Below are 19,636 nucleotides of genomic sequence, written 5' to 3'. Positions count from 1 at the left end.
TTGTCGTGTACAGTGGTGCTGGACACTGTTGCCAGTGAAAGTTCTTTGGGAATTTTCAAGCTTTTCCACGAGAGCTGCTTCAACGAAACCAATGAAGAAGGTCAAACACCGTTGCATATCATTGCAGCCAAAGGGCATAGCGGGTACCTGGAAAGGATGCTTGAAATCAGCAAAGAGAAGGTCAATGCCCGCAACAATAGCGGCGAAACAGCCCTGCATCTGGCTGCTTGTAACGGCCACGACGAATGCCTGAGAAAGCTGATTGAAAATGGGGCGATTTTGAATGCCACCAATAACAATGGAGAAACAGCCTTGCATCTGGCTGCTCAAAACGGCCATGACGGATGCCTGAGACTGCTGATTGGAAAACAGGTAAATTTCCGATGTTTGAGACCGCGGATTGGAAATGGGGCAAATTTGAATACCACCAATAAGAACGGCGAAACAGCCCTGCATCTGGCCGCTTTTAACGGCCATGTGGGATGCTTGGGACCGCTGAGTGGAAATGGGGCACATTTGAATACCACTAATAAGAACGGGGAAACGGCTCTTCACTTGGCTGCTGGAAAAGGTCACACAGCCATTATCAACGAATTGCTGAAGATTGCCCCCTCCTCACTGGCCAAAGAGAAGAATAAGTTTGGCCAAACGGCTTTCGACTTGGCTTACTGCAAGGGCCACGAAAAGATCGCCGAGGTCTTACAGGCAGCTGACGGCAACAAAGCGGCTCCTGACCGAACAGGCACCGTCAAGGCCAGGGTATTGTCGGACAGTGACCGATCCAATTACGTTCGGGGTTTTCACGATGCCGCCAAAAATGGCGACACAGGGTTGATCAGGAAATTGCTGAGGAATGATTCCTCCCTGGCCAAAGAGGAGGATAACTGGGGCTGGACGGCTCTCCATGAGGCTGCTAGGTGGGGCCACACAGAGATCGTCAGGAAGCTGGTGTCCGTTCCAGGAATCAATCTCAATGAGAAGGATAACGATGGCAAGACGCCTCTCCATTGGGCTGCTGAGGCGGGCCACAGAGAGATCGTCAGGGAGCTGGTGTACAGAGGAATCAATGTCAATGAGAGGACTAAATCTGGCTCGACGGCTCTCCATCTGGCCGCTATGGGTGGCCACACAGAGATCGTCGAGGTGCTGGTCCGTTCAGGAATCAATGTCAATGAGAGGACTAAATCTGGCTCGACGGCCTTTCGTTTAGCTGCCCTGAGGGGCTACACAGGCTGCAAGAAACTGCTTAAACGCTATAAACAGGCTGCCTTCTACAGTGGGCAATAAAATTGCGCGAAGAACCGATTGGGTATTCCGGAAGCATTCGGCCACCCATTCCGGTAACATCCGGCCACCCTTTTCCAGCCAGCGGCGCAGTCTATTTCAATAACCGTTACCCTCGTTCTTGAGACCCTTTCAAGGATGATGGGATTGCATCATGAAGAGACTGCCCATGCGCAAAATTCGTGAAGTTTTCAGGCTCAAATTTGAGCACAACCTCAGTGAGCGAAAGATCGCCCAAAGCTGCAATATCTCCCGCTCAACCGTTAAAAATTATCTGGCTCGGCTTTCGGTTTCTGAACTGACCTGGCCACTGCCTGACTCCATTGATGAGCATACGCTGGAGCAGCAATTGTTCCCCGTCAAACCATCATCAGGCAGGAACAAGCAGGCTCAGCCTGACTGGAGTCAAATTCATCAGGAACTCCGGCATCCCGGTATGACTCTGATGCGACTCTGGCAGGAGTACAAAGCCTGTCATCCGGATGGTTATCAGTACAGCTGGTTCAGTGACCAATATCGGTCATGGAAGAACCCGGTGGATGTGGTCATGCGGCAAAACCGTATAGCCGGAGATAAGCTCTTTATTGACTACGCAGTTCAAACGATGCCTGTCGTTGACCAGTACACTGGTGAAGTACGACAAACACAGATTTTTGTCGCTACACTGGGAGCTTCCAACTACACCTATGCGGAAGCCACTTGGAGCCAATCGCTTCCGGACTGGGTCGGCTCTCATGTACGTGCCTTTGACTATTTTGGAGGCACTCCCTGCACAATGGTACCTGATAATTTGAAATCAGGCGTAAAACAACCCCATCGGTATGAACCGGTGATCAATCCCACCTATCCGGATCTGGCTGAGCATTATCAAGTAGCCGTTGTTCCGCCCGGGTCAGGAAACCTCAGGATAAGGCCAAGGTTGAATCTGCCGTACAGGTGTTCGAACGCTGGATACTGGCCAGCCTGCGTAACCAGACATTCTTTACCCTGTCGGCACTGAACAAAGCGATTCGCAGCCTGCTGGATGAGCTGAATAACAAACCGTTCCAGAAATTACAAGGTAATCATCGTTCACTATTTGAGGAGCTGGACAAACCGGCACTCAAGCCTTTACCTGCAGAGCGTTATCAATACGCTGAGTGGAAAGAGGCTCGGGTACACATTGACTACCATGTGTCAGTAGACGGCCATTACTACTCCGTGCCTTACCAACTGGCTAATGAGCAATTAAACAGTCCAGACATAGAACAAATGTCGTTTGATGAACGGTTGGGGGCTGATGGTTGATCGGGAAATGACTGTCCGTGATAACCGGCGCTTGAAAACCCGTTTAAAAAATGCACGACTAAGGCAGCATGCCTGCATGGAAGACATTGACTTCCGCCACCCTCGCGGATTCAAGCGTGAGCAGTTTCAACAGTTACTGGGCAGTGGCTGGATAAAGGATCATCAAAACGGCCGAAGCTGCTTGGACTGCACTTACTGCCGAGCTATTCTCCGGAGTTAAATCCTGATGAACAGGTCTGGAATCAGCTCAAAGAAAAGCTGGGAAAAGCTGCTTTGAAGACCAAAGATGAGTTCATAGATTTTGTTCGTAGTAAGATGCGAGCGCTACAAAAAACGCCTGAAGTTGTTAAAGGTTTTTTCAGGTTGCATGACACCAGCTATGCCTGCAGGCAGTGCTACCTATAATGGTTAGAAATCTGTAGGGTTCTTTCTTGGTTAACACAGCCCAGGCAATGCGAGCATTCTTATTGGCAACTGTCACCGCTGATATATTCTTGCCCCTGCGCTGGTCAAGCTCTTTAATCCAGTTATTACGTCGATCGTCGTGTTTGTCGGCTACCCTGACAACGGTTCTGCCACCGTGTATCAACAGGGTTCGCAGGTAGGTATCGCCCCGTTTACTGATCCCGAGCAACGTGGGCACGCCACCGGTCGATTGCTGCTTTGGCACCAAGCCCAGCCAAGCAGACCATTCCATTAGGTCTTGATTCTTGAATGTCGTAAAGGCCGAAAGAGTTACTGGTATTTTGGGAGCAGAAACTCAGGATTGACCGGAAAGAGCGTCAAGCCCAGTACTTCTAGTGCTGGGAAGGATAGCTCGGAGTCCGATAGGACTCCTAATGCGGTCTATTCTGTTGTTCGATGTATTGTTTTGATATTGGTTCATCCAGTAATGGACGAAGTTGGTGCCGATGAAGCCGGCACCGCCTGTGACCAGGAGATGTTTCATTAACTTATCTAAGAGTGAGTAATTGACAAAAAAGGGCTTGCATCTACATTGAATCAGGCATAACCATAAGGAAATGCTAATACAGGAGGTCAAGCCGTATGGCCAAACCAGACTTTCAGAATTTATACGAAAATGACTATTACGCTTGGGTAAACAAACAGCTTGAGCTTCTGCGTTCCGGGCAGTGTCATGCAGTCGATATTCAAAATCTGGTCGAAGAAGTTGAGGATATGGGCAAAAAAGTAAAGCGTGAGCTTGAAACCCGTTTAAGCGTACTGCTCATACATTTACTTAAGTGGCAATATCAACCCGATCGACGTGGGGCAAGTTGGGAGATCACCATAAAAGGTCAACGACGTGACCTGGAAAAACTCCTGTCGAAAAACCCCAGCCTAAAGCATATTCTGGATGAAACCATAGCCAGTGCCTATGCCGATGCAGCCTATTATGCTCATATTGAAACAGGTTATCCTGAAGAAGACTTCCCACCTGATTGTCTCTGGACGTTTGAGCAGTTTATGGATGCTGACTTCTGGCCTGATCGCTTTAAAGATTAGGCGCGCTAACGCCCTTCGGTCAGATGTTGATGGCTTATCGCAACTCTGCAAGCACCTCTTTGAGACCTTTCCGCCAGTGCTCGATATCTGTCTGAGGTCCTCGCTGGGTGCGGGGTTTCATGATTTTTCCCTGGCTCAATGGCTGAGTTGATTTCGGTTTTTTTCTTTGAACTCCGGGGTCAGAACTGCTCCCATTGTGTCTTATCAATGACATCCCAGGCTTTCCAGAAATTGCAGTGGTGTCATTACCGCCAGGTTTTGCGTTTTATAGTCTTTTATATTACGGGTAATGAGCAGGTTGGCACCCCCGCTCTGTGCGGTGAAGTATTGAATACCGTCTTCAAAGTCTGTGAAAGTCGAGTGCAGCGCAATTTCAAGACTTGCTTCAGAGGTGGCCATTACCTTGAGCAGGCTTTTGAGTTTTTGCAGTGTTGCCCGTGCTGCCTTCTGGCCTTTTATTCTGCGGAGAATATAAAAGACGTTGGCAAACACCAGAACCGATGTTGCACCATAAAATTCACCGGACTGGATTTTGGAAAAAATAGCGGCGCTTTGTTCAAACCAGGGTTCTCGTTTTGCCAGTAAGTCCAGCACAACGTCGGCATCCAGAAACAAGGTGGGGGTCATTGGTATTTGTCCTGCAGAAAATCGATGTAGTTCCTGGCGTCTTCCAGCTCTTTTTCGCTGATAATGCCCGCTAGATCGGCTACTGCACCAGTGAGTTGTGGTGCCTGTGAGTGTTCTGTACGGGGTAAGCTTTTTAAATAATTCTCTACCAGCTTCGATAAGCTTTGCTGCTGCTTTGCAGCATAGGCTTTGGCTTGCTGCACCACTTCAGGATCAACGGTCAGGGTTAATTTGTTCATTATGCATTTTCCGCAATACGTATTGTTTTAAAAAAATAGTACGTAATTCAGTAATTGACAAGTCGGCGGATGGAAAAACATTTTCTGAAATCCCACATAAACAGCAACGGAAACCTGCACGGGCACTTGGGTTTTACCAGGCGAGTTATAAATCTACCGAGGCAGCGGTCTGTGCGACTTTGGCATCCGGCAGTTATACCCAGAAGGCTATTGCTGATTATTTTGGCCTGCATTATTCCACGGTGAGTAATACCAACTCCACCTTCTAAATATGAACTGCGCAGCCATTTTGAACCGCTGGATCTTCGTTGGAATTCCTCGCAATAGCCCTGCTATTACTCGTCATTCCGCCTTGCCCAGCGGTCCAAAATGACTTGCTCGTTATCATATTTAGAAGGTGGAATTGGTATAAGATGCTTGCACGACAGGCATAGGGTTGATGGTGACAGGGCTCCAGGGTTGTTTTTGTTTCAGTAATGGAAGCGGCATTGGAGTATGAACAGGTTGCCGTTGCTGAAGGCGTATACCAATCGATGTTCCTGGTCTATCCTGCGCGACCAGAATCCTGAAAAGCTACCTTTGAGTGGCTCCGGTTTTCCTGTGCCTTCAAAGGGGCTACGCAGACATTCTTTAATGGGTTTTCTTAGCTTCCCGGCTTTTGGTTTGTCGGTGGCCAACCAGTATTGGCCGTCTTCCCATGCTTCTTCAGACCAGCTTTACGTGACCTTTTTCGGGGTACTCATAAGTCAGGCAGATCCCTTTGGATACCCTTATTGGCTTTGAATTGTTCAGCGGCGGATTTCAACCGACGGGCATTTTCAGGAGAAGAGAGCAGATAAAGCGTTTCCATCAGGCTGTCGTAATTTTCTTTCGACATCACCACCGCATCTTCTGCGTCGCGTCGATGAATGATGGTGTGGGTTGCATCATTAACAACGCTGTCCAGAACCGCTTTGAGATTTTTTCTCATTTCTGTGTAGGAAACCACATTCATTTTATTTTTCCAGATACCTGTACGTGAATCAGATGGGTGAAAGTCTCATACTGACTGTCTTTTCAGAGTTTGCGCTCCACGGAATGCCCCATAGCAACTAATTTTGCCCGGCCTGGTATAGGGTAACGGCCAAACACCGGTATGATGCTTACTGGAATACGACACCGTTCCAGTGAGAGGCCGCCCCGATGGAAGTATGTCAGCCACTGGCTAAAACCGCCAATCCTTGCCACGCGCTTGAGCAGCTCGAACTCATGTTGACCCGCCTGCGCCAGCATCATAATCCGATCAGGCATTTTGAAGATTATGAAAACGAGGTCCATGCTCTTTTTGCTCAGGCAGAGCGTGAGGTTCTTGCAAATGACCTGGCTTCACTCGACGTCGATGCACCAGCCATTGAGCTCAATGGCACCTGCTATCACCGGGCATTGCGCTGTTCTGCAACTTATCAGTCAGCTGTCGGCCCTATCCGGGTTGCCCGTACACTGTACCGGCATGACAAAGAACCTTGCATCTGCCTTTCACCACCCCAATCAGGAATATACCGACTCATATAAAATGCCTAAAACTTGAATGATCGTCCATTGTCTTTCCTTCAAACCGACCACACGTTGTTCCTGATTATTGACCGTTAATACACTAACCCCTTGAAAACAGAAAAACACCCATCTCGCCGTTGGATTCTGGCAGGGCTTTTTTTTCTGGTTTAAGAATACACGGCTCTGCTTCTTCAATTCATACCTTATTCTGTGTTGGATAGCAGCATAGACCATCAGACACAGTGTCATCACCATTAACAGGGCCTCAATTCGTTCCGCTTTCTTCAGGTAGAGTGAGAAAACCAGAAAGTCCGGGCTCTTCAGGAATCGAAAGCCACCTTCAACCTTCTGTTGTGACTTGTAGGTAGACAACAGCTCAGCGGCATTTATGCCCTTGTGGGTATTCAAACCCTTTTGGTCCAAATCATTGGTGCCCAGGATAAAGCAACCCAGTGAGGCCAGCGAATTCTCTCTTTTCTCGCAGGAAACAAAGCATGTGCTCTGTACAAAATATTCGAAGTGATCAGGCTTACTATCTGACGATGGACGTCCTTTGCCCGGATAGCAGGGTTTACAGATAACCTCAGGTTCCGTTTCACTTTGACAGAGTTTCGATTGTTTCTGCCACAAGGCAAAAGCTTCCAATGCATCGTCCCGGCACAGAAAAGCCTTTTTACCCAACTTTTCCAGATCGCGGGCTTCTTTCAGTGACTGTTTCTGCATCTTTCTGGTCAGCGTTTTCTGTTCACTGAGCCTTCGCTTTTTATTGAGAAACAAGAACCATCGTTGTCGAACATCGCCATAACAGGCAGGTACTTCAGTAAAAGAATAATCCTCATAGCCTTCAACAGGCTCCAGTGCCATGGCAGGCGCTTTGCCGACCAGCTCCTTGGCATCCTTGATATTCAGCGGCACCCGGGAGATAAACAGCTGTTTTTGCTTATCAAGCAACTGGAGGGTTTCAGCAACGTACATGGCTGCATCTGCGACCAGATAACGGTTATTCAAAGCTGCCTTAAAACACGACAAATGATTTTTGATAGTTTCCTGAAAGCAAGTTTTGTCGTTTACATTACCACTCGCAGGCGCCATAAACACAGGGATACCCGCCTCATTTTCGGTGATTAACTGCAAGACAACCTGATTCAGGTCAGGCCGGTGATCACGGCTATAGCCGCGGCAGATATGGATGCAGTTCAAGTCATCAGGGTTTTCATTATTGTTATAGACACCGTCTGTATGAAGGCTGGTGCCGTCCAGGTTTAATGCCTTGCAGGGCAGCTTTAGATGGTTGACGACCTTAATGGCAAGATTCAGATATAAGTCACTGACGCCAACTTCATAAAGACTGTCGAGAGCCCGGCCAAGTATTTTGTCGTTTAAGTGTTCTGCCTGGATGCCTTCCCCAATGAGGCGATCAATCGGCTTGTCCTCAAAAAACTCAGGGACCAGGTAGAGGGTCTGCCCTGTAAAGCCCAGCCCATTGATGATCATTGCGACCACAGCCTGTCCAATGGTGACATTGCGTGCATCAGAGTCATTGGTTATGCGTGCATCGAAATATTCGGCTATCTTTAGCTCCCGGCACATGGCGGCAACCAGGCCAAGATGATTAAGGTTCTTAGACTGGTATTGAACTGGCGGCATATCGGTGCTCCTGAAGATCTGATCAGTCCTTTGACATCAGATTTCAGGAAAATATCAATCGGGGTGGTGAAAGGCAGTTTCAACGCTTTAACGGTGCCATTTATATCCATCAGAGATCAATTCCAGAATGGATTTAAAACGTTTACCCCCGTATTGATAAAGGCCCGGGTGTTGCGGGTAACCAGTGTCAGGCCATAGGTGATGGCTGTGGCCGCAATTTGTTTCTCAATGGCATTTTCATAAGGCACTCTGAGCTTCCCCCAGATTTGAGCCTCGGTAATGCCAAATTCCAGGATGTACTGGCTGTAGTCTCTGATCAGGGTCTTCAGCCAGTGTTCAAGCTGCTTGGCCTGAGGCGTGTCACCTCTATGGCGAATTTTCTCCACACCCCGACGGAGGTCTCCGAGGGTAATCACGCTGAGATAGAGTGGCGATGCCTGTTGAGTCGCCTCTTTAAAGAACCCCTGAACACCGGGGTTGGCTTTTTGTTTCTTGCGAATTTCACCAATGACATTGGTATCAATCAAATACACTGGAATCACCACTGTCTTCGAGACGCTCAAAGTCATCATCATTACCTACATTGGGGATACTTTTCAGGGCTTCAGTAAAGCTCTTTTTTTGGGGCTTTAACAGAACCGATTCAAGAATCCGACGGTGTTCGGCCTCTGCGCTAAGCCCATTTTTACCCGCTTGAGCCTTAAGTGCTGCAACGATTTTTTCGTCAATATTACGAACGATTAGGTTAGGCACGATCCACCTCCTGAATATTCTATAAAATGATAGCATTGATATCATTTTTGACCAGCACCTTCTGGAATCTATTGCCTTACAATTCAACGTATTAACCATTAGATATTTCTATGACTGTAAACATCAGAAAAGCTGTTTTCCCGGTTGCCGGTATGGGCACCCGCTTCCTTCCCGCGACCAAGGCCACAGATGCTGCCCGTGGTGAATAAGCCACTGATTCAGTATGCCGTGGAGGAAGCGGTGGCCGCCGGTATCAAGGACCTGATCTTTGTCACCTCCTATACCAAGGTGCCGGTGATTAACCACTTTGATAAAAACTTCGAGCTGGAATACCGGCTGGAACAGGCAGGTAAGCAGAATCTGTTACTCGACTCTAAAGTTTTAGTCTGACTATTGGGTCAAATTTGAGCAGGTCTCACTGCCGCTACTCGGACTTTAGCTGCGCAGAGTCTTCATCGTGGCAACAGGAGGCCTGCTGTACCAAGCTTGGTTGCAAAGTAATGTATTGGCAACATTCATGTGACCATGGTTATACGTATTCTTCCCTGCGCTACTCAATTTATTGATCATCTCGATCAAGCCTTACGCCGTGCTCCGCAAGCTCAGCGACTGACTACCAAGCAACGCTATTTTCTGGCATTTGTCATTTCGGCAATGATTCTGACGCAGAAGCTCTGTTGGGCAACCATGGAACGTCGAAGCCTTGGCCAATACACATCAGCCGCCTTATGGTGGATGTTTTACCGATCCGAAATTGTCTGGCATCTACTGCTACGCATCAGTGTTCTCGTCATTATTGGCCGCTATGGTTTATCAGAGGGAAATCTTCTTATTGACGACACCGGGCGCTCACGATGCAAACGAACCAAAAAGATAGGCAAGACCCACAAGATTAGGGAGAAGAGGACCAGTGGTTATGTCAACGGTCAGGAGCTGGTCTTTCTGGTTTTACAAACCCCGCTGGTGACCATTCCCATTGACTTCCGGTTCTATATGCCTGACCCGAAGATGACCGAATGGCGGAAGAAAAGAGACTTGTTGAAAAAACAGGGAGTTCCTCCAAAGGATCGACCTCCCAAGCCAAAGCCCAACAGTGAGTACCCAACAAAACAGCTACTGGCGCTGGATTTGATTCAGGCCTTCCAACGCCACTTTCCTGATATAAACGTCACCGGCATCCTGGCGGACGCTCTCTATGGTGATGCCCATTTTATGGATGGAGCTTCCTCAGTCTTCTCGGGAACACAGGTTGTTAGCCAGCTCCGTTGGAACCAGACGGTGATCTACAAAAACAAAGAAGTTAATCTGAAGACCTATTTTGACAGTTATCTCGGGCCTGGCGTTAAAAAAACTCTGGTCATACGAGGAGGAAAGGAGCAAAAGGTGACGGTATTGTCTGCCCGTCTCAAGGTCAAAGCCCATGGGCAGAAGCGATTTATTATTGCTTTGAAATACGAGGGAGAGGACGACTATCGCTATCTGGCCGCCACGGATGTTTCCTGGCGTCATGATGATATTGCCCGGCTTCACACGCTGAGGTGGTTGATCGAGGTGTTCTTTGAGGACTGGAAACTTCATGAAGGCTGGTGCAACAGAGCCTTGCAGCAAGGCATTGAAGGGTCTGAGCGTGGCGTGATCCTGAGCGTGCTGTGTGACCATATGTTGCTCCTTCATCCTGAACAATCTGCCCGCTTGGAACACAAGCAGCCTGCGCTTACCGTTGGCTGTCTGGTCGAGAAGCTCAGAATCGATGCGTTGCTGGATATCATCCGGACAGTTGTGGATTCAGAAAATCCTCAGGAGCAGTTCAAGAAGCTGACGGAGTCTCTGGAAGACTACCGGCCAGTGAGAATATCCAGCAAGCATATGGCGGGCAGGGAGCTGGGGAGAATGATGCCAACTGCTTCACTCAAGTATCGTTTACCGGAATATCAAACACTTGTGCATTAGAAACTTGAGAGTCGAGTTATAACTCTTCACTTACGTTCAACCGTCTGGCTCTCTCCAGGCCCGCCGCCGTTTGAGACTACCAGCTTAGAGGCTTTATCCCCGGAGCTTCACACCTTGAATTACTCCGCAGCATGTCCGGGTAGGAGCATCTGGATGTACAGAAGTCCGAATTACAAATTAATGTGTCGACACCTCAAACTTACCTTTATAAATCAGGTTGTTCGCCTGATTATCTGGTCGCAAGCACGCTACCGCCCATCGTTTTTTCGCATTCTACCTACTTAATCGGTGAACACACTTGCCTATAACGAAACAGCTGTTGATTCCTGCTCAGTACTGACAGACCTTAATCGTGGCATGCCGCGATCGATCCGTTGGTTCAGAAGCTGATCAGGGAGGGGGTAAATTTTCAGCGAGACAATGTACTGCCAGACCTGCCCAGGAGTAAATACGTAACATCACCACTGGAAATGATTGACAGCCGCAGAGTTTATGAGGTGATTTTTTACTCCTGCTCAGAGGCTGTTCAAAACCCGGAAAACTTCTCTGCGCTTGCCCTGCAGCTCAAGCATTTTCATTGTGCATGGGTGACGCAAAAATTCAGATTACAAACCCTCAACACCATCTATGCTGGTCGTGAGAATTTGTGGAGACCCTGTTCTTTAAAGGGAGGAGCAAAGACTGCCGATGCAAAACATTGATAGTTTCGCTCGCAAAGGGATGAGCTGGGGAAACCTGCACACTATGGCTAAAAAAATTACCACAAACACACCAACTCAATATCCAGCTCAAGAAAATAAACCCAGGCCGGTCAACGATAATACTCGAGGGGTGTTTGCCAATACCCGGCAGGTTTCCCCGATCACTGAGCACAGTGATACCCATATTGGCAAGGGTGTTAACAGTGACAGACCAGCGAGCCGACTGGATAAAGATGCACAAAAAAGCCTTAGTAACTCATTGATCACTCTGGCTGACCCTGTGCAGGAACATACTTCCCGGGACAAAGTGATCACCGGCCTGCAACGGGTTGCAGCGCACTCCCTCCAGGGCATCCCCTATGATCTTCTGAGCCAGCTGAAAGAGGCCGCTGATAACCGCGGTGCAGCACTGTTTACCCGACCTGTGGAGCCGGTCTGTCGCACCCTGATTGAGGAAGGGTGGCCCACCAAGCATTTCAGGATCAAGGCAAAAAGCAGTAACTGGGGGGCTCAGGCAGGTACCATTCCGGTGCTTCAGCAGTACAGCAAACTGGCCCTGGACAGGGACAGTAAAATAGAAAAATACAGCAAGCAGGCAGAAAAGTGCCTGAAAGGGGTAGATCGCCAGGGCAACCCGTACGCCGAGGCGGTGCCATTAAGAATTAGCCAGAACCGCCTTGAGGAGCTTGAACGCAATGGCTATCTGTATCAGCGAAATGAGCAGGTCAATGAACAAGGTGACCCGTGTCTCTATTTCAAGACACGGGCCTGCAATCGCAGTGACGGGCCTGAACATACCCAGCTATTGATAAGAGAACCCGATGGCCAATGGGCTGTTTACGACGCTGATCATATATCCCCAGCACCTGTTATGGTGATTGCGCAGCCGGCAACAGAACCGGGCGACACGGCACAGCCCATGACCGCCGATATTGATCCACTGATGGAGGTTTTTCCCCTGGAGAAACTGGATCTGGAGCGTTTCGACCGATTACCCATACCTTTAGTCTCAGACCAGGTTGTCACCCGGCAGGTAGACAAGTATCGAGCGAGACTGAAGAAATCCTTTGCTGCCGGAAAAATATCCAAAGAGGTGTTGCAGGAGAAACTGGCTGGCTATGATCAGTTGGAAAAAAAACTGCAGAACGATTTTTATTCGGTAAAAGATGAATCCGGGCAAACCCTCTTCAGGGAGGACTCGGATATGGGCAATGTGTCAAACCGAACCCGGAATATGGTTAGCTATTACGAACGGGCATTGGGCAGAAAACACCGGGTTATTCATCATAATGTTGATGTTCACAGTCTGGCCACGGATGAGCAGGCCAATTACCCCATTACCGCTTTTCTGCCAGCCTCGTTAAATATGGCAGAAGGGATTTGCATGATTTTCAATGAGGAGCAGTTTCACTCTGTGCTGGGTGAGCTGATGAATCGGGGTTATGCAGTCCAGCAAAATCCGCTCTGGAAAACCCATCCGAAAAATCCCAATTTTCTCAATGCCAAGGCCCGTGTGGCAGCCAGTATGAAAGCTTCGTTAATCGACCCTGAAGAGTTTGTCAGGGGGCTTGAGCAGATGGCCCGGGTGGACGATCCCGATGAAGATTACCGGGCAGCGCTGATCTCTGAACAGGAGGACTATCTGCAAGGTGGCGCTCATGAGCGCCGTGATTCCGCTGTCAGCTTCATTAGCAGTATCGACTCCGTTGACCTGGGATCAGAGGGGGGCTCAACAATAGCGGATATTTCCGATTTCAGCGACAGTGATTCTGAGGATGATGATTCCGGCTTTGGTCCTTAGGATCTTTACCTACCGGCGATCACTGCGGCCAGAGCAGGCTGAACTCAGGCAACCTTGAAGCCTTGCGGTCAAAGGTCAGGGTTGTTACACATTGTTGTTTGTTATGATGCCCGATCATGGCATCCGCAAAATCATAACCCTGTTGATAATCATCAAGAGCTTTCAGGGTTTCCGGACAATGATCAGTTACGCACTTTTGCAGGTGCAAAACAGCTCTAAGTTTCTGACATTGCTGTTCGGGATCTACCCTGTAAAAATGACTGAGCACCCACACAGTTTCAATCAACACCAGAGGGCTGATGTAAAACTTCTGGCAACCGGTGAGGAAGTTGAGAACCTGTTGATACTGAGGCTCGTCATCCCGAACCAGATAGCGAATAAGGATATTCGTGTCAATACCGTCCATTACTGCTTGCCTTTGTGCTGGTCATGTTTATTGATCCAGGTTTCAGAGGCACCCGCCTTAATGGCTTGTTCCATATCGTCCAGCGATGCCTTGCGACCATTGGTGTGTTGGGCCAGGCAACCACCTAGGGCTTCAATATCGTCAGACATGGGGGTCAGGATGATGACTCCGTCTTTTTCTTGAAAGAGCACTTTATCACCGGGTTGCAACTGATATTTTTCCCGAATAGCACTGGGAATGGTGACCTGCCCTTTGCTGGTGATTGAGCTGGTTGACATGGCTGAGGTCTCTGGTTCGAGTATTACAAAAGGTAATACCTGATCAACAGCTTGTCAAAACGGACGGGTTAAGTAGTACATTCAGGTTTTAAGCCTGTCCTTTTTCCGCAACCGAATAAGCAAACATGCTATTTTTCCTGAAGCGCTTCCGCAAACGCCCGGTAAAAAGGCTTTTTAAATGGCTGATATCGCTGTTATGCTCGCGGGTTCATTTTTATTTTAATGAAAATGCCGCCAGAACGTGCTTCCCAGCCAGACTTTTCTTTTAATCGGAAGCGGCACTTACGCTCATGGCAACGTCTGTCCAGAGCCGGAAATGATCCTATACCATGTCAGAACAGAACCCTAATCCTGGCAGTCTGCAGATTTACCTTCGACTGCTGACTTACGTAAAACCCTACATCGGCTATTTTGCCCTGAGTCTCCTTGGCCTGGCCATCTTTGCCCTGACCCAGCCCGGTTTCGCCAAGCTGCTTGAATACTTTGTCCAGGCGCTGGAAGGCGAAGAGGTCACCCTGCTGCAGAACCAGACATGGCTTCCCAACTCAGCCATTTCATCACTCTGGCTGATCCCGTCACTGATGGTCATTATCGCCATCGTTAGGGGCATTGGCTCTTATCTGGGTAATTACTACATCTCCAAGGTTGCGAACTTTGTTATCCATGACCTGAGAACCGAGATGTTCGAGCGCATGATCAACCTGCCCAATGCATTCTTTGATAACAACAACTCCGGCCACCTGATTGCCCGTATTACCTATAACGTCAGTCTGGTGACTGCCGCGGCCACCGATGCCATTCGTGTTGCCGTCCGGGAAGGCCTGACCGTTGTCTTCCTGCTCAGCTTCCTGTTTTACACCAGCTGGAAGATGACCCTGATCTTTATTGCCGCACTGCCAATCATTGCCATGGTGGTTGCCTATGCCAGCAAACGTTTCCGCAGGATCAGCAGAAATATGCAAAATTCCATGGGTGACCTGACCCATGTCACCTCGGAAACCATTAATGGCTATCGGGAGGTCAGGGGGTTTGGCGGTGAAGGTTATGAATGTGATCGCTTCCGGTCTTCCAGTGCCGCCAATACCCGCCAGAACCTTAAGCTGGCCAAGGCGGGCTCCGTCCATACGCCGGTTCTGCAATTTATTGTCTCCATAGCCCTTGCCCTGTTGCTGTTTATGGTTCTGTTTGTCAAAGGTGACTCAACCACCGCAACCCTGGTAGGTTATGTGACGGCGGCCGCCCTGCTGCCCAAGCCGATCCGCCAGCTCAGCGAAGTGAACGCCAGTATCCAGAAGGGCATCGCGGCGGCAGAAAGTATTTTCGCCATGGTGGATGAAACACCAGAAGCCAATCATGGCCAGTACACCTGCGACCGGGTCACCGGTTGCGTTGAATTCAGGCAGATTGGTTTTGCTTATCCGGGTGCGGAATCACCCGCACTGCAAGACATCAGCTTTACCATTCAACCCGGACAAACCTACGCCCTGGTGGGGCGATCCGGTTCCGGCAAAAGCACCCTCGCCAATCTTGTTCCCAGGTTCTATAACCATACCGAAGGCGATATCCTGATTGACGGTGTTCCCCTGAATGACTTTGAATTGAAAAACCTGCGCAGCCAAATTGCCCTGGTCAGCCAGAACATCACCCTGTTCAATGATACCGTTGCCAGAAATATTGCCTACGGTGCCCTGGGGGATACCGCCGATCAGGAAGATATCCGCCTGGCTGCAGAAGCGGCCCATGCCACAGAGTTCATCAAAGACATGTCGGACGGTATGCACACGATTGTTGGCGAAGACGGCGTTCTCCTGTCCGGTGGCCAGCGTCAGCGTCTGGCCATTGCCCGTGCGGTGCTGAAAGATGCACCCATCCTGATTCTGGATGAAGCAACCTCAGCCCTGGACACGGAATCCGAGCGCCACATTCAGGCAGCCCTGGATAGCATCATGAAAGGCCGTACCACCCTGGTGATTGCCCACCGCCTGTCAACCATTGAGAATGCCGACTGCATTCTGGTAATGGAGCATGGCCGAATTATTGAACGAGGAACCCATACTGAACTGCTGGCGAAAGGTGAACATTACGCCAAACTGCACAAGATGCAGTTTCAGGATGAACCGCCTGTTACCGTAGAACAAGTTTAAATATTACACAGTAGGAAAATGGAACTTTTGCTCTCTTTTTCAATCTTACGTAGCACATAATTTCAATAAGTTTGATGCGTAAAATCTCCGTTCACCCCGGGCACCGTTCGGCTCAGCTCAGGATGAACGGAGCCTGGGAGTTATTGATAGAAGGAATTCATCAATTACATTGAAACCATGTACTGGTCGTATCTTGAGCTTAAACGGGCATTTCCAATGGAAACACATCGAAGCACTAACCCGGCCGACGTTTCGGCAGCACTTTCCACCAATCAGTTGACTCAGCCTTTAGCATCCGCTGCTAATAGCTCTAAATGCGTTTTTTCTTCTCAACGAACTGTTGCAAAATGTCAGGCTCATACATCCAGTCAGTCAGGCTCAAATGACATAACATCTACCAAGACCACTAACATTGAAGCAAGAGCTGTGCTTCCCAGTCGTGCGTACACGACAACACTTGCATCTTCAGGCTCTGGTTCTTCCATACCACTCAAAGGCACTCAAAATAATGACATTACGGAAAGCTCTCTGCCCGTTGAATTGCAAGAGTGTATTCAGGAATGGCAAAAGATCTCGACTAAATACCCGCAAAATTTAATATTTCAGGAACTCATCGATTTCATGACCAAATGCAGGAAAGCGTTGATACTCCGATCAATTCAACTGGGCAAGTTTGACAAGGAAAACCCGGCACACATTGCCGAGGCTTTTCTGTCAGGTACGTTGAATATGGCATCCCGCAGAGTCTCCAACATACCAAAGTATGTTTTAAAGGCAGAATTTTCACCTGATAAGACGGATGCCAAAAAAATGTTCCGGGAACATGATGTATTTCAAATATCGTGCCTTTTCAATCCTGATTCCGGAAAAGGAATAATTACTGAGACCATCTCCCACCAGGGTGTTACGTTTTTTATACCTGACGACCCTTTTAAAACAGCTTCCACCGCTACAAATTTCATTGGGGCATTGCTTTCTACAATTTGTACTTTTTATGATCATTCTGCGCCCCCGAAGGGTGCTCAGGCTCAAACCGAAAGTACAGTTACTGACTCAATATCCAATTCACCCAAAGGCGCTGACTCAACCTGCCCTGATACCAGTGACGATAATATTTGTGACCTTGCCATACTGTTCAAAACGCTGGGATTATGGAAAATCCGGGATAAAACGCTTATTGTTCCCCGTGGCAAAACACAATCCGGTCACATCCCACCCTTCAAATTAATCACCTCATTCTCAAAGTCCATAGCTGAAAGCCACCCCTACCATGGGTTGCTCAAAAGGGCTCAGCTGGACCCGGCAGGGGTAACTTATTTCCCAAGAACAAGTGAAGTCCAATCAGAAAACCTGACCAAATTTCAAAACAGTGTCTTAAATCTTCTGGAAAAGATGTCGCTGTTGCGCGCGAAAGAGGCAAGATCTTCAAAACCCAAAGAACCCCCACCATCTGAATTAGCGCAACCATCACCAACAGTAGCCCCAGAAAGCTGTTATAAACTTGTAACCCCCTTGGAAAGCACGCAATCCCTTGCCAAACAAATCGCTTTGCTGATCGAGCGCAATGATGCAGCTAAGCTCAAAACATTACTTGAACATAACCCTCAATACGCCACTGAGCTTAAAGACTCCCAGAATAATAAACTGCAAAAATACCTGTCTAAATGCCAGGATATCCAGGCTGACAATGATGAGGCGAGTGTCGAGGAGTACGACGACTATCTGACGTCACAGGATTAATATTCTTTCTCACTTACGCAGCAGAAAACATCTATGGTAAAGTCGTCAATTTACCGTAAAACAGCTGTACTGCCCCCGATCCGGAAACACGAAACAAGGCGTATAAGGTGTACCAGCACACGCTATATAACCTTTGCCAAAATACCCGTCAACTGACTTTAAGGTGCATATTGCACGGCTGTGGTATGGTAAGTACTTAAGCAACTGCCATTAAGCTGACTGGACCTCATTGATGAAATTGACGATTCCCCGTTTTGATCTGGCCAAAGTCCTGGTAATTGGCGATATCATGCTGGATCGATACTGGCATGGTGCCACCTCCCGGATTTCACCGGAAGCTCCGGTGCCTGTAGTCAAAGTCGGACAGATAGAAGACCGTCCGGGCGGAGCGGGCAATGTTGCCCTCAACATTGCCACACTGGGCGCACCGGCATGGGTTATCGCGGCAACCGGTAACGATGAAGCCGCCGACGTCCTTCAGACCCGGCTGGAGGCCGCTGGCATCTACTGCAGCTTTGCCCGAATTCCCGGTGCACCGACCATTACCAAGTTACGGGTCATTTCCCAGCATCAACAATTGATTCGTCTGGACCATGAAGAAACCTTTGATGGTCTGAGTCCCGATGTCATTGAAGAAAAGGCCGCCCAGCTTCTCCATAACCTGAGCGCCATTGTCCTGTCTGATTACGGCAAGGGCACTCTGCAGGGCTGCCAGCAACTGATTCGCCTGGCCCGATCCCATAATATTCCCGTTCTCGTGGACCCCAAAGGCAGCAGCTTTGAGCGTTACCGTGGTGCCACGGTGATAACGCCCAACCTGAAAGAGTTTGAGACGATTGTTGGCTCCTGCCGCAGCGAAGAAGAGCTGGTCAGTAAAGGTCAACAACTGTTAAAAGACCTTGAGCTGGGAGCACTGCTTATTACCCGCAGTGAACACGGCATGACCCTGATCCGGGAAAAGGAACCTGAAGTTCACTTCCCGGCAAGGGCAAGAGAAGTTTTCGATGTAACAGGTGCAGGCGATACGGTTATCTCGGTACTGGCCGCCTCCCTGGCCGCTGGCTGTGACCTGCCCCAGGCTGCCGGTCTGGCCAATATTGCCGCCGGCATTGTTGTGGCCAAGCTGGGCACCGCCAGCGTCTCCATGCCCGAACTGAGGCGTGAAGTGAACCGGGAGCTGGGTGCTGAAAGAGGCGCGGTATCTGCCGAGCAATTGATGGTTGCGGTTGAAGATGCCCGGGCTCACGGCGAAAAGATCGTATTTACCAACGGCTGTTTTGATATCCTCCATGCTGGCCATGTTGGCTACCTGGAGCAGGCACGCAAGCAGGGGGACAGGCTGATTCTGGCCATTAATGGCGATGATTCTGTCACCCGCCTGAAAGGCGAAGGACGCCCGATTAACCCGGTGGACCGGCGCATGGCAGTACTTGCCGGCCTGGAAGCAGTGGACTGGGTTGTCAGTTTTGATGAAGACACCCCGGAAAATCTGATTCAGGCAATCAAGCCGGATGTACTGGTAAAAGGCGGCGACTACTCACTGGATGAAGTGGTCGGTGCCCCGATTGTTCATGAATACGGTGGTGAAGTGAAAGTACTGGCTTTCCTGGAAAACTGCTCAACCACGGCCATTGTCGATAAAATCCGCGATGAAAAAGAAGCACAACCTGCCTGATGATTGCCTGGCCATAACCCCTGTGGCCAGCCCCTGATCTGAAACATCTGCCGGGCATCACCCGG

The 19,636-nt window shown here is 49.1% G+C and carries 21 protein-coding genes and 2 pseudogenes; 13 read left to right on the top strand and 10 right to left on the bottom strand.

From position 1 onward, the window contains the following. Positions 1-12: 12 nt before the first annotated feature. The 4 genes and pseudogenes from O3276_RS25955 to O3276_RS25945 all read left to right on the top strand — a co-directional run bounded on the left by O3276_RS25955 (position 13) and on the right by O3276_RS25945 (position 2,976). Positions 13-1,287: an ankyrin repeat domain-containing protein gene (locus tag O3276_RS25955; protein WP_442876612.1), complete on the top strand. Its 1,275-nt coding sequence runs from the start codon at positions 13-15 to the stop codon at positions 1,285-1,287. 151 nt (positions 1,288-1,438) lie between these two features. Continuing rightward, a pseudogene (istA, locus tag O3276_RS21775) lies at positions 1,439-2,514 on the top strand (IS21 family transposase); the annotation flags it as partial. 31 nt (positions 2,515-2,545) lie between these two features. After that, positions 2,546-2,791 carry an ATP-binding protein gene (locus O3276_RS25950; RefSeq protein WP_442876544.1) on the top strand — a complete coding sequence of 82 codons (246 nt, stop codon included), beginning with the start codon at positions 2,546-2,548 and terminating at the stop codon, positions 2,789-2,791. Continuing rightward, positions 2,719-2,976: a transposase gene (locus O3276_RS25945; RefSeq protein WP_101746541.1), complete on the top strand. Its 258-nt coding sequence runs from the start codon at positions 2,719-2,721 to the stop codon at positions 2,974-2,976. Before O3276_RS25950 ends, O3276_RS25945 begins: the two co-directional genes overlap by 73 nt. Here O3276_RS25945 and O3276_RS21765 read toward each other — a convergent pair. After that, complete coding sequence (locus O3276_RS21765) at positions 2,930-3,316, bottom strand: transposase (RefSeq protein WP_269676037.1); 387 nt, start codon at positions 3,314-3,316, stop codon at positions 2,930-2,932. The two genes, O3276_RS25945 and O3276_RS21765, sit on opposite strands and share 47 nt — an antisense overlap. Before the next feature lie 302 nt (positions 3,317-3,618). Here O3276_RS21765 and O3276_RS21760 point away from each other — a divergent pair, with 302 nt between their 5' ends. Continuing rightward, entirely contained in the window at positions 3,619-4,077 is a 459-nt protein-coding gene (locus tag O3276_RS21760; protein WP_101746539.1) for a DUF29 domain-containing protein, read from the top strand. 204 nt (positions 4,078-4,281) lie between these two features. On the opposite strand, the gene O3276_RS21755 is transcribed toward O3276_RS21760, so the two are convergent. The 4 genes and pseudogenes from O3276_RS21755 to O3276_RS21740 form a co-directional block, all read right to left on the bottom strand. Then, a complete protein-coding gene (locus tag O3276_RS21755) occupies positions 4,282-4,704 on the bottom strand; it encodes a type II toxin-antitoxin system VapC family toxin (protein WP_269673187.1) in 423 nt (140 codons plus the stop codon). Next, entirely contained in the window at positions 4,701-4,943 is a 243-nt protein-coding gene (locus O3276_RS21750; protein ID WP_269673186.1) for a DUF6364 family protein, read from the bottom strand. Before O3276_RS21750 ends, O3276_RS21755 begins: the two co-directional genes overlap by 4 nt. A 470-nt stretch (positions 4,944-5,413) precedes the next feature. Beyond that, positions 5,414-5,656 (bottom strand): annotated as a pseudogene (locus O3276_RS21745) (Txe/YoeB family addiction module toxin); the annotation flags it as partial. A 26-nt stretch (positions 5,657-5,682) separates the two neighbouring features. Beyond that, entirely contained in the window at positions 5,683-5,937 is a 255-nt protein-coding gene (locus O3276_RS21740) for a type II toxin-antitoxin system Phd/YefM family antitoxin (RefSeq protein ID WP_269673185.1), read from the bottom strand. Positions 5,938-6,125: 188 nt separating this feature from the next. Between O3276_RS21740 and O3276_RS21735 the strand changes: the two genes are divergently transcribed. After that, a complete protein-coding gene (locus O3276_RS21735) occupies positions 6,126-6,494 on the top strand; it encodes a hypothetical protein (protein WP_269673184.1) in 369 nt (122 codons plus the stop codon). Here O3276_RS21735 and O3276_RS21730 read toward each other — a convergent pair. From O3276_RS21730 to O3276_RS21720, 3 genes are all read right to left on the bottom strand, one after another. Then, a complete protein-coding gene (locus tag O3276_RS21730) occupies positions 6,471-8,123 on the bottom strand; it encodes an IS1634 family transposase (RefSeq protein ID WP_269673183.1) in 1,653 nt (550 codons plus the stop codon). The two genes, O3276_RS21735 and O3276_RS21730, sit on opposite strands and share 24 nt — an antisense overlap. A 116-nt stretch (positions 8,124-8,239) precedes the next feature. Continuing rightward, positions 8,240-8,656, bottom strand: a complete 417-nt coding sequence (locus tag O3276_RS21725) for a type II toxin-antitoxin system VapC family toxin (protein WP_269673182.1) — start codon at positions 8,654-8,656, stop codon at positions 8,240-8,242. Next, positions 8,643-8,876, bottom strand: coding sequence for a FitA-like ribbon-helix-helix domain-containing protein (locus tag O3276_RS21720; protein WP_269673181.1), 234 nt, complete (start codon positions 8,874-8,876; stop codon positions 8,643-8,645). The genes O3276_RS21725 and O3276_RS21720 overlap by 14 nt, the downstream gene beginning before the upstream one ends. 201 nt (positions 8,877-9,077) lie before the next feature. Here O3276_RS21720 and O3276_RS25570 point away from each other — a divergent pair, with 201 nt between their 5' ends. The 4 genes from O3276_RS25570 (at position 9,078) to O3276_RS21700 (ending at position 13,328) form a co-directional block, all read left to right on the top strand. Continuing rightward, positions 9,078-9,266, top strand: a complete 189-nt coding sequence (locus O3276_RS25570; protein WP_332328148.1) for a hypothetical protein — start codon at positions 9,078-9,080, stop codon at positions 9,264-9,266. A 135-nt stretch (positions 9,267-9,401) separates the two neighbouring features. After that, positions 9,402-10,826 carry a transposase gene (locus O3276_RS21710; protein WP_269673180.1) on the top strand — a complete coding sequence of 475 codons (1,425 nt, stop codon included), beginning with the start codon at positions 9,402-9,404 and terminating at the stop codon, positions 10,824-10,826. 470 nt (positions 10,827-11,296) lie between these two features. Beyond that, entirely contained in the window at positions 11,297-11,527 is a 231-nt protein-coding gene (locus O3276_RS21705; RefSeq protein ID WP_269673179.1) for a hypothetical protein, read from the top strand. Then, positions 11,514-13,328 (top strand): anthrax toxin-like adenylyl cyclase domain-containing protein, encoded by a 1,815-nt coding sequence (locus tag O3276_RS21700; protein ID WP_269673178.1) that lies wholly within the window; start codon positions 11,514-11,516, stop codon positions 13,326-13,328. The genes O3276_RS21705 and O3276_RS21700 overlap by 14 nt, the downstream gene beginning before the upstream one ends. A gap of 19 nt (positions 13,329-13,347) precedes the next feature. On the opposite strand, the gene O3276_RS21695 is transcribed toward O3276_RS21700, so the two are convergent. Both O3276_RS21695 and O3276_RS21690 read right to left on the bottom strand, forming a co-directional pair. Then, a complete protein-coding gene (locus tag O3276_RS21695) occupies positions 13,348-13,734 on the bottom strand; it encodes a type II toxin-antitoxin system VapC family toxin (RefSeq protein WP_269673177.1) in 387 nt (128 codons plus the stop codon). Next, entirely contained in the window at positions 13,734-14,012 is a 279-nt protein-coding gene (locus tag O3276_RS21690) for an AbrB/MazE/SpoVT family DNA-binding domain-containing protein (protein ID WP_269673176.1), read from the bottom strand. The genes O3276_RS21695 and O3276_RS21690 overlap by 1 nt, the downstream gene beginning before the upstream one ends. A 329-nt stretch (positions 14,013-14,341) precedes the next feature. Here O3276_RS21690 and msbA point away from each other — a divergent pair, with 329 nt between their 5' ends. The 3 genes from msbA to hldE all read left to right on the top strand — a co-directional run bounded on the left by msbA (position 14,342) and on the right by hldE (position 19,571). After that, complete coding sequence (msbA, locus tag O3276_RS21685) at positions 14,342-16,156, top strand: lipid A export permease/ATP-binding protein MsbA (protein WP_269673175.1); 1,815 nt, start codon at positions 14,342-14,344, stop codon at positions 16,154-16,156. Between the two features lie 216 nt (positions 16,157-16,372). Continuing rightward, entirely contained in the window at positions 16,373-17,896 is a 1,524-nt protein-coding gene (locus tag O3276_RS21680) for a hypothetical protein (protein ID WP_269673174.1), read from the top strand. A gap of 232 nt (positions 17,897-18,128) precedes the next feature. Continuing rightward, positions 18,129-19,571 carry a bifunctional D-glycero-beta-D-manno-heptose-7-phosphate kinase/D-glycero-beta-D-manno-heptose 1-phosphate adenylyltransferase HldE gene (gene hldE, locus O3276_RS21675; RefSeq protein ID WP_269673173.1) on the top strand — a complete coding sequence of 481 codons (1,443 nt, stop codon included), beginning with the start codon at positions 18,129-18,131 and terminating at the stop codon, positions 19,569-19,571. Positions 19,572-19,636: the final 65 nt, after the last annotated feature.

This window comes from Endozoicomonas sp. GU-1, assembly GCF_027366395.1.
GTDB lineage: Bacteria > Pseudomonadota > Gammaproteobacteria > Pseudomonadales > Endozoicomonadaceae > Endozoicomonas.
Note: the sequence above shows the minus strand (reverse complement) of the source record. Positions and strands in the feature narration are given on the sequence as shown.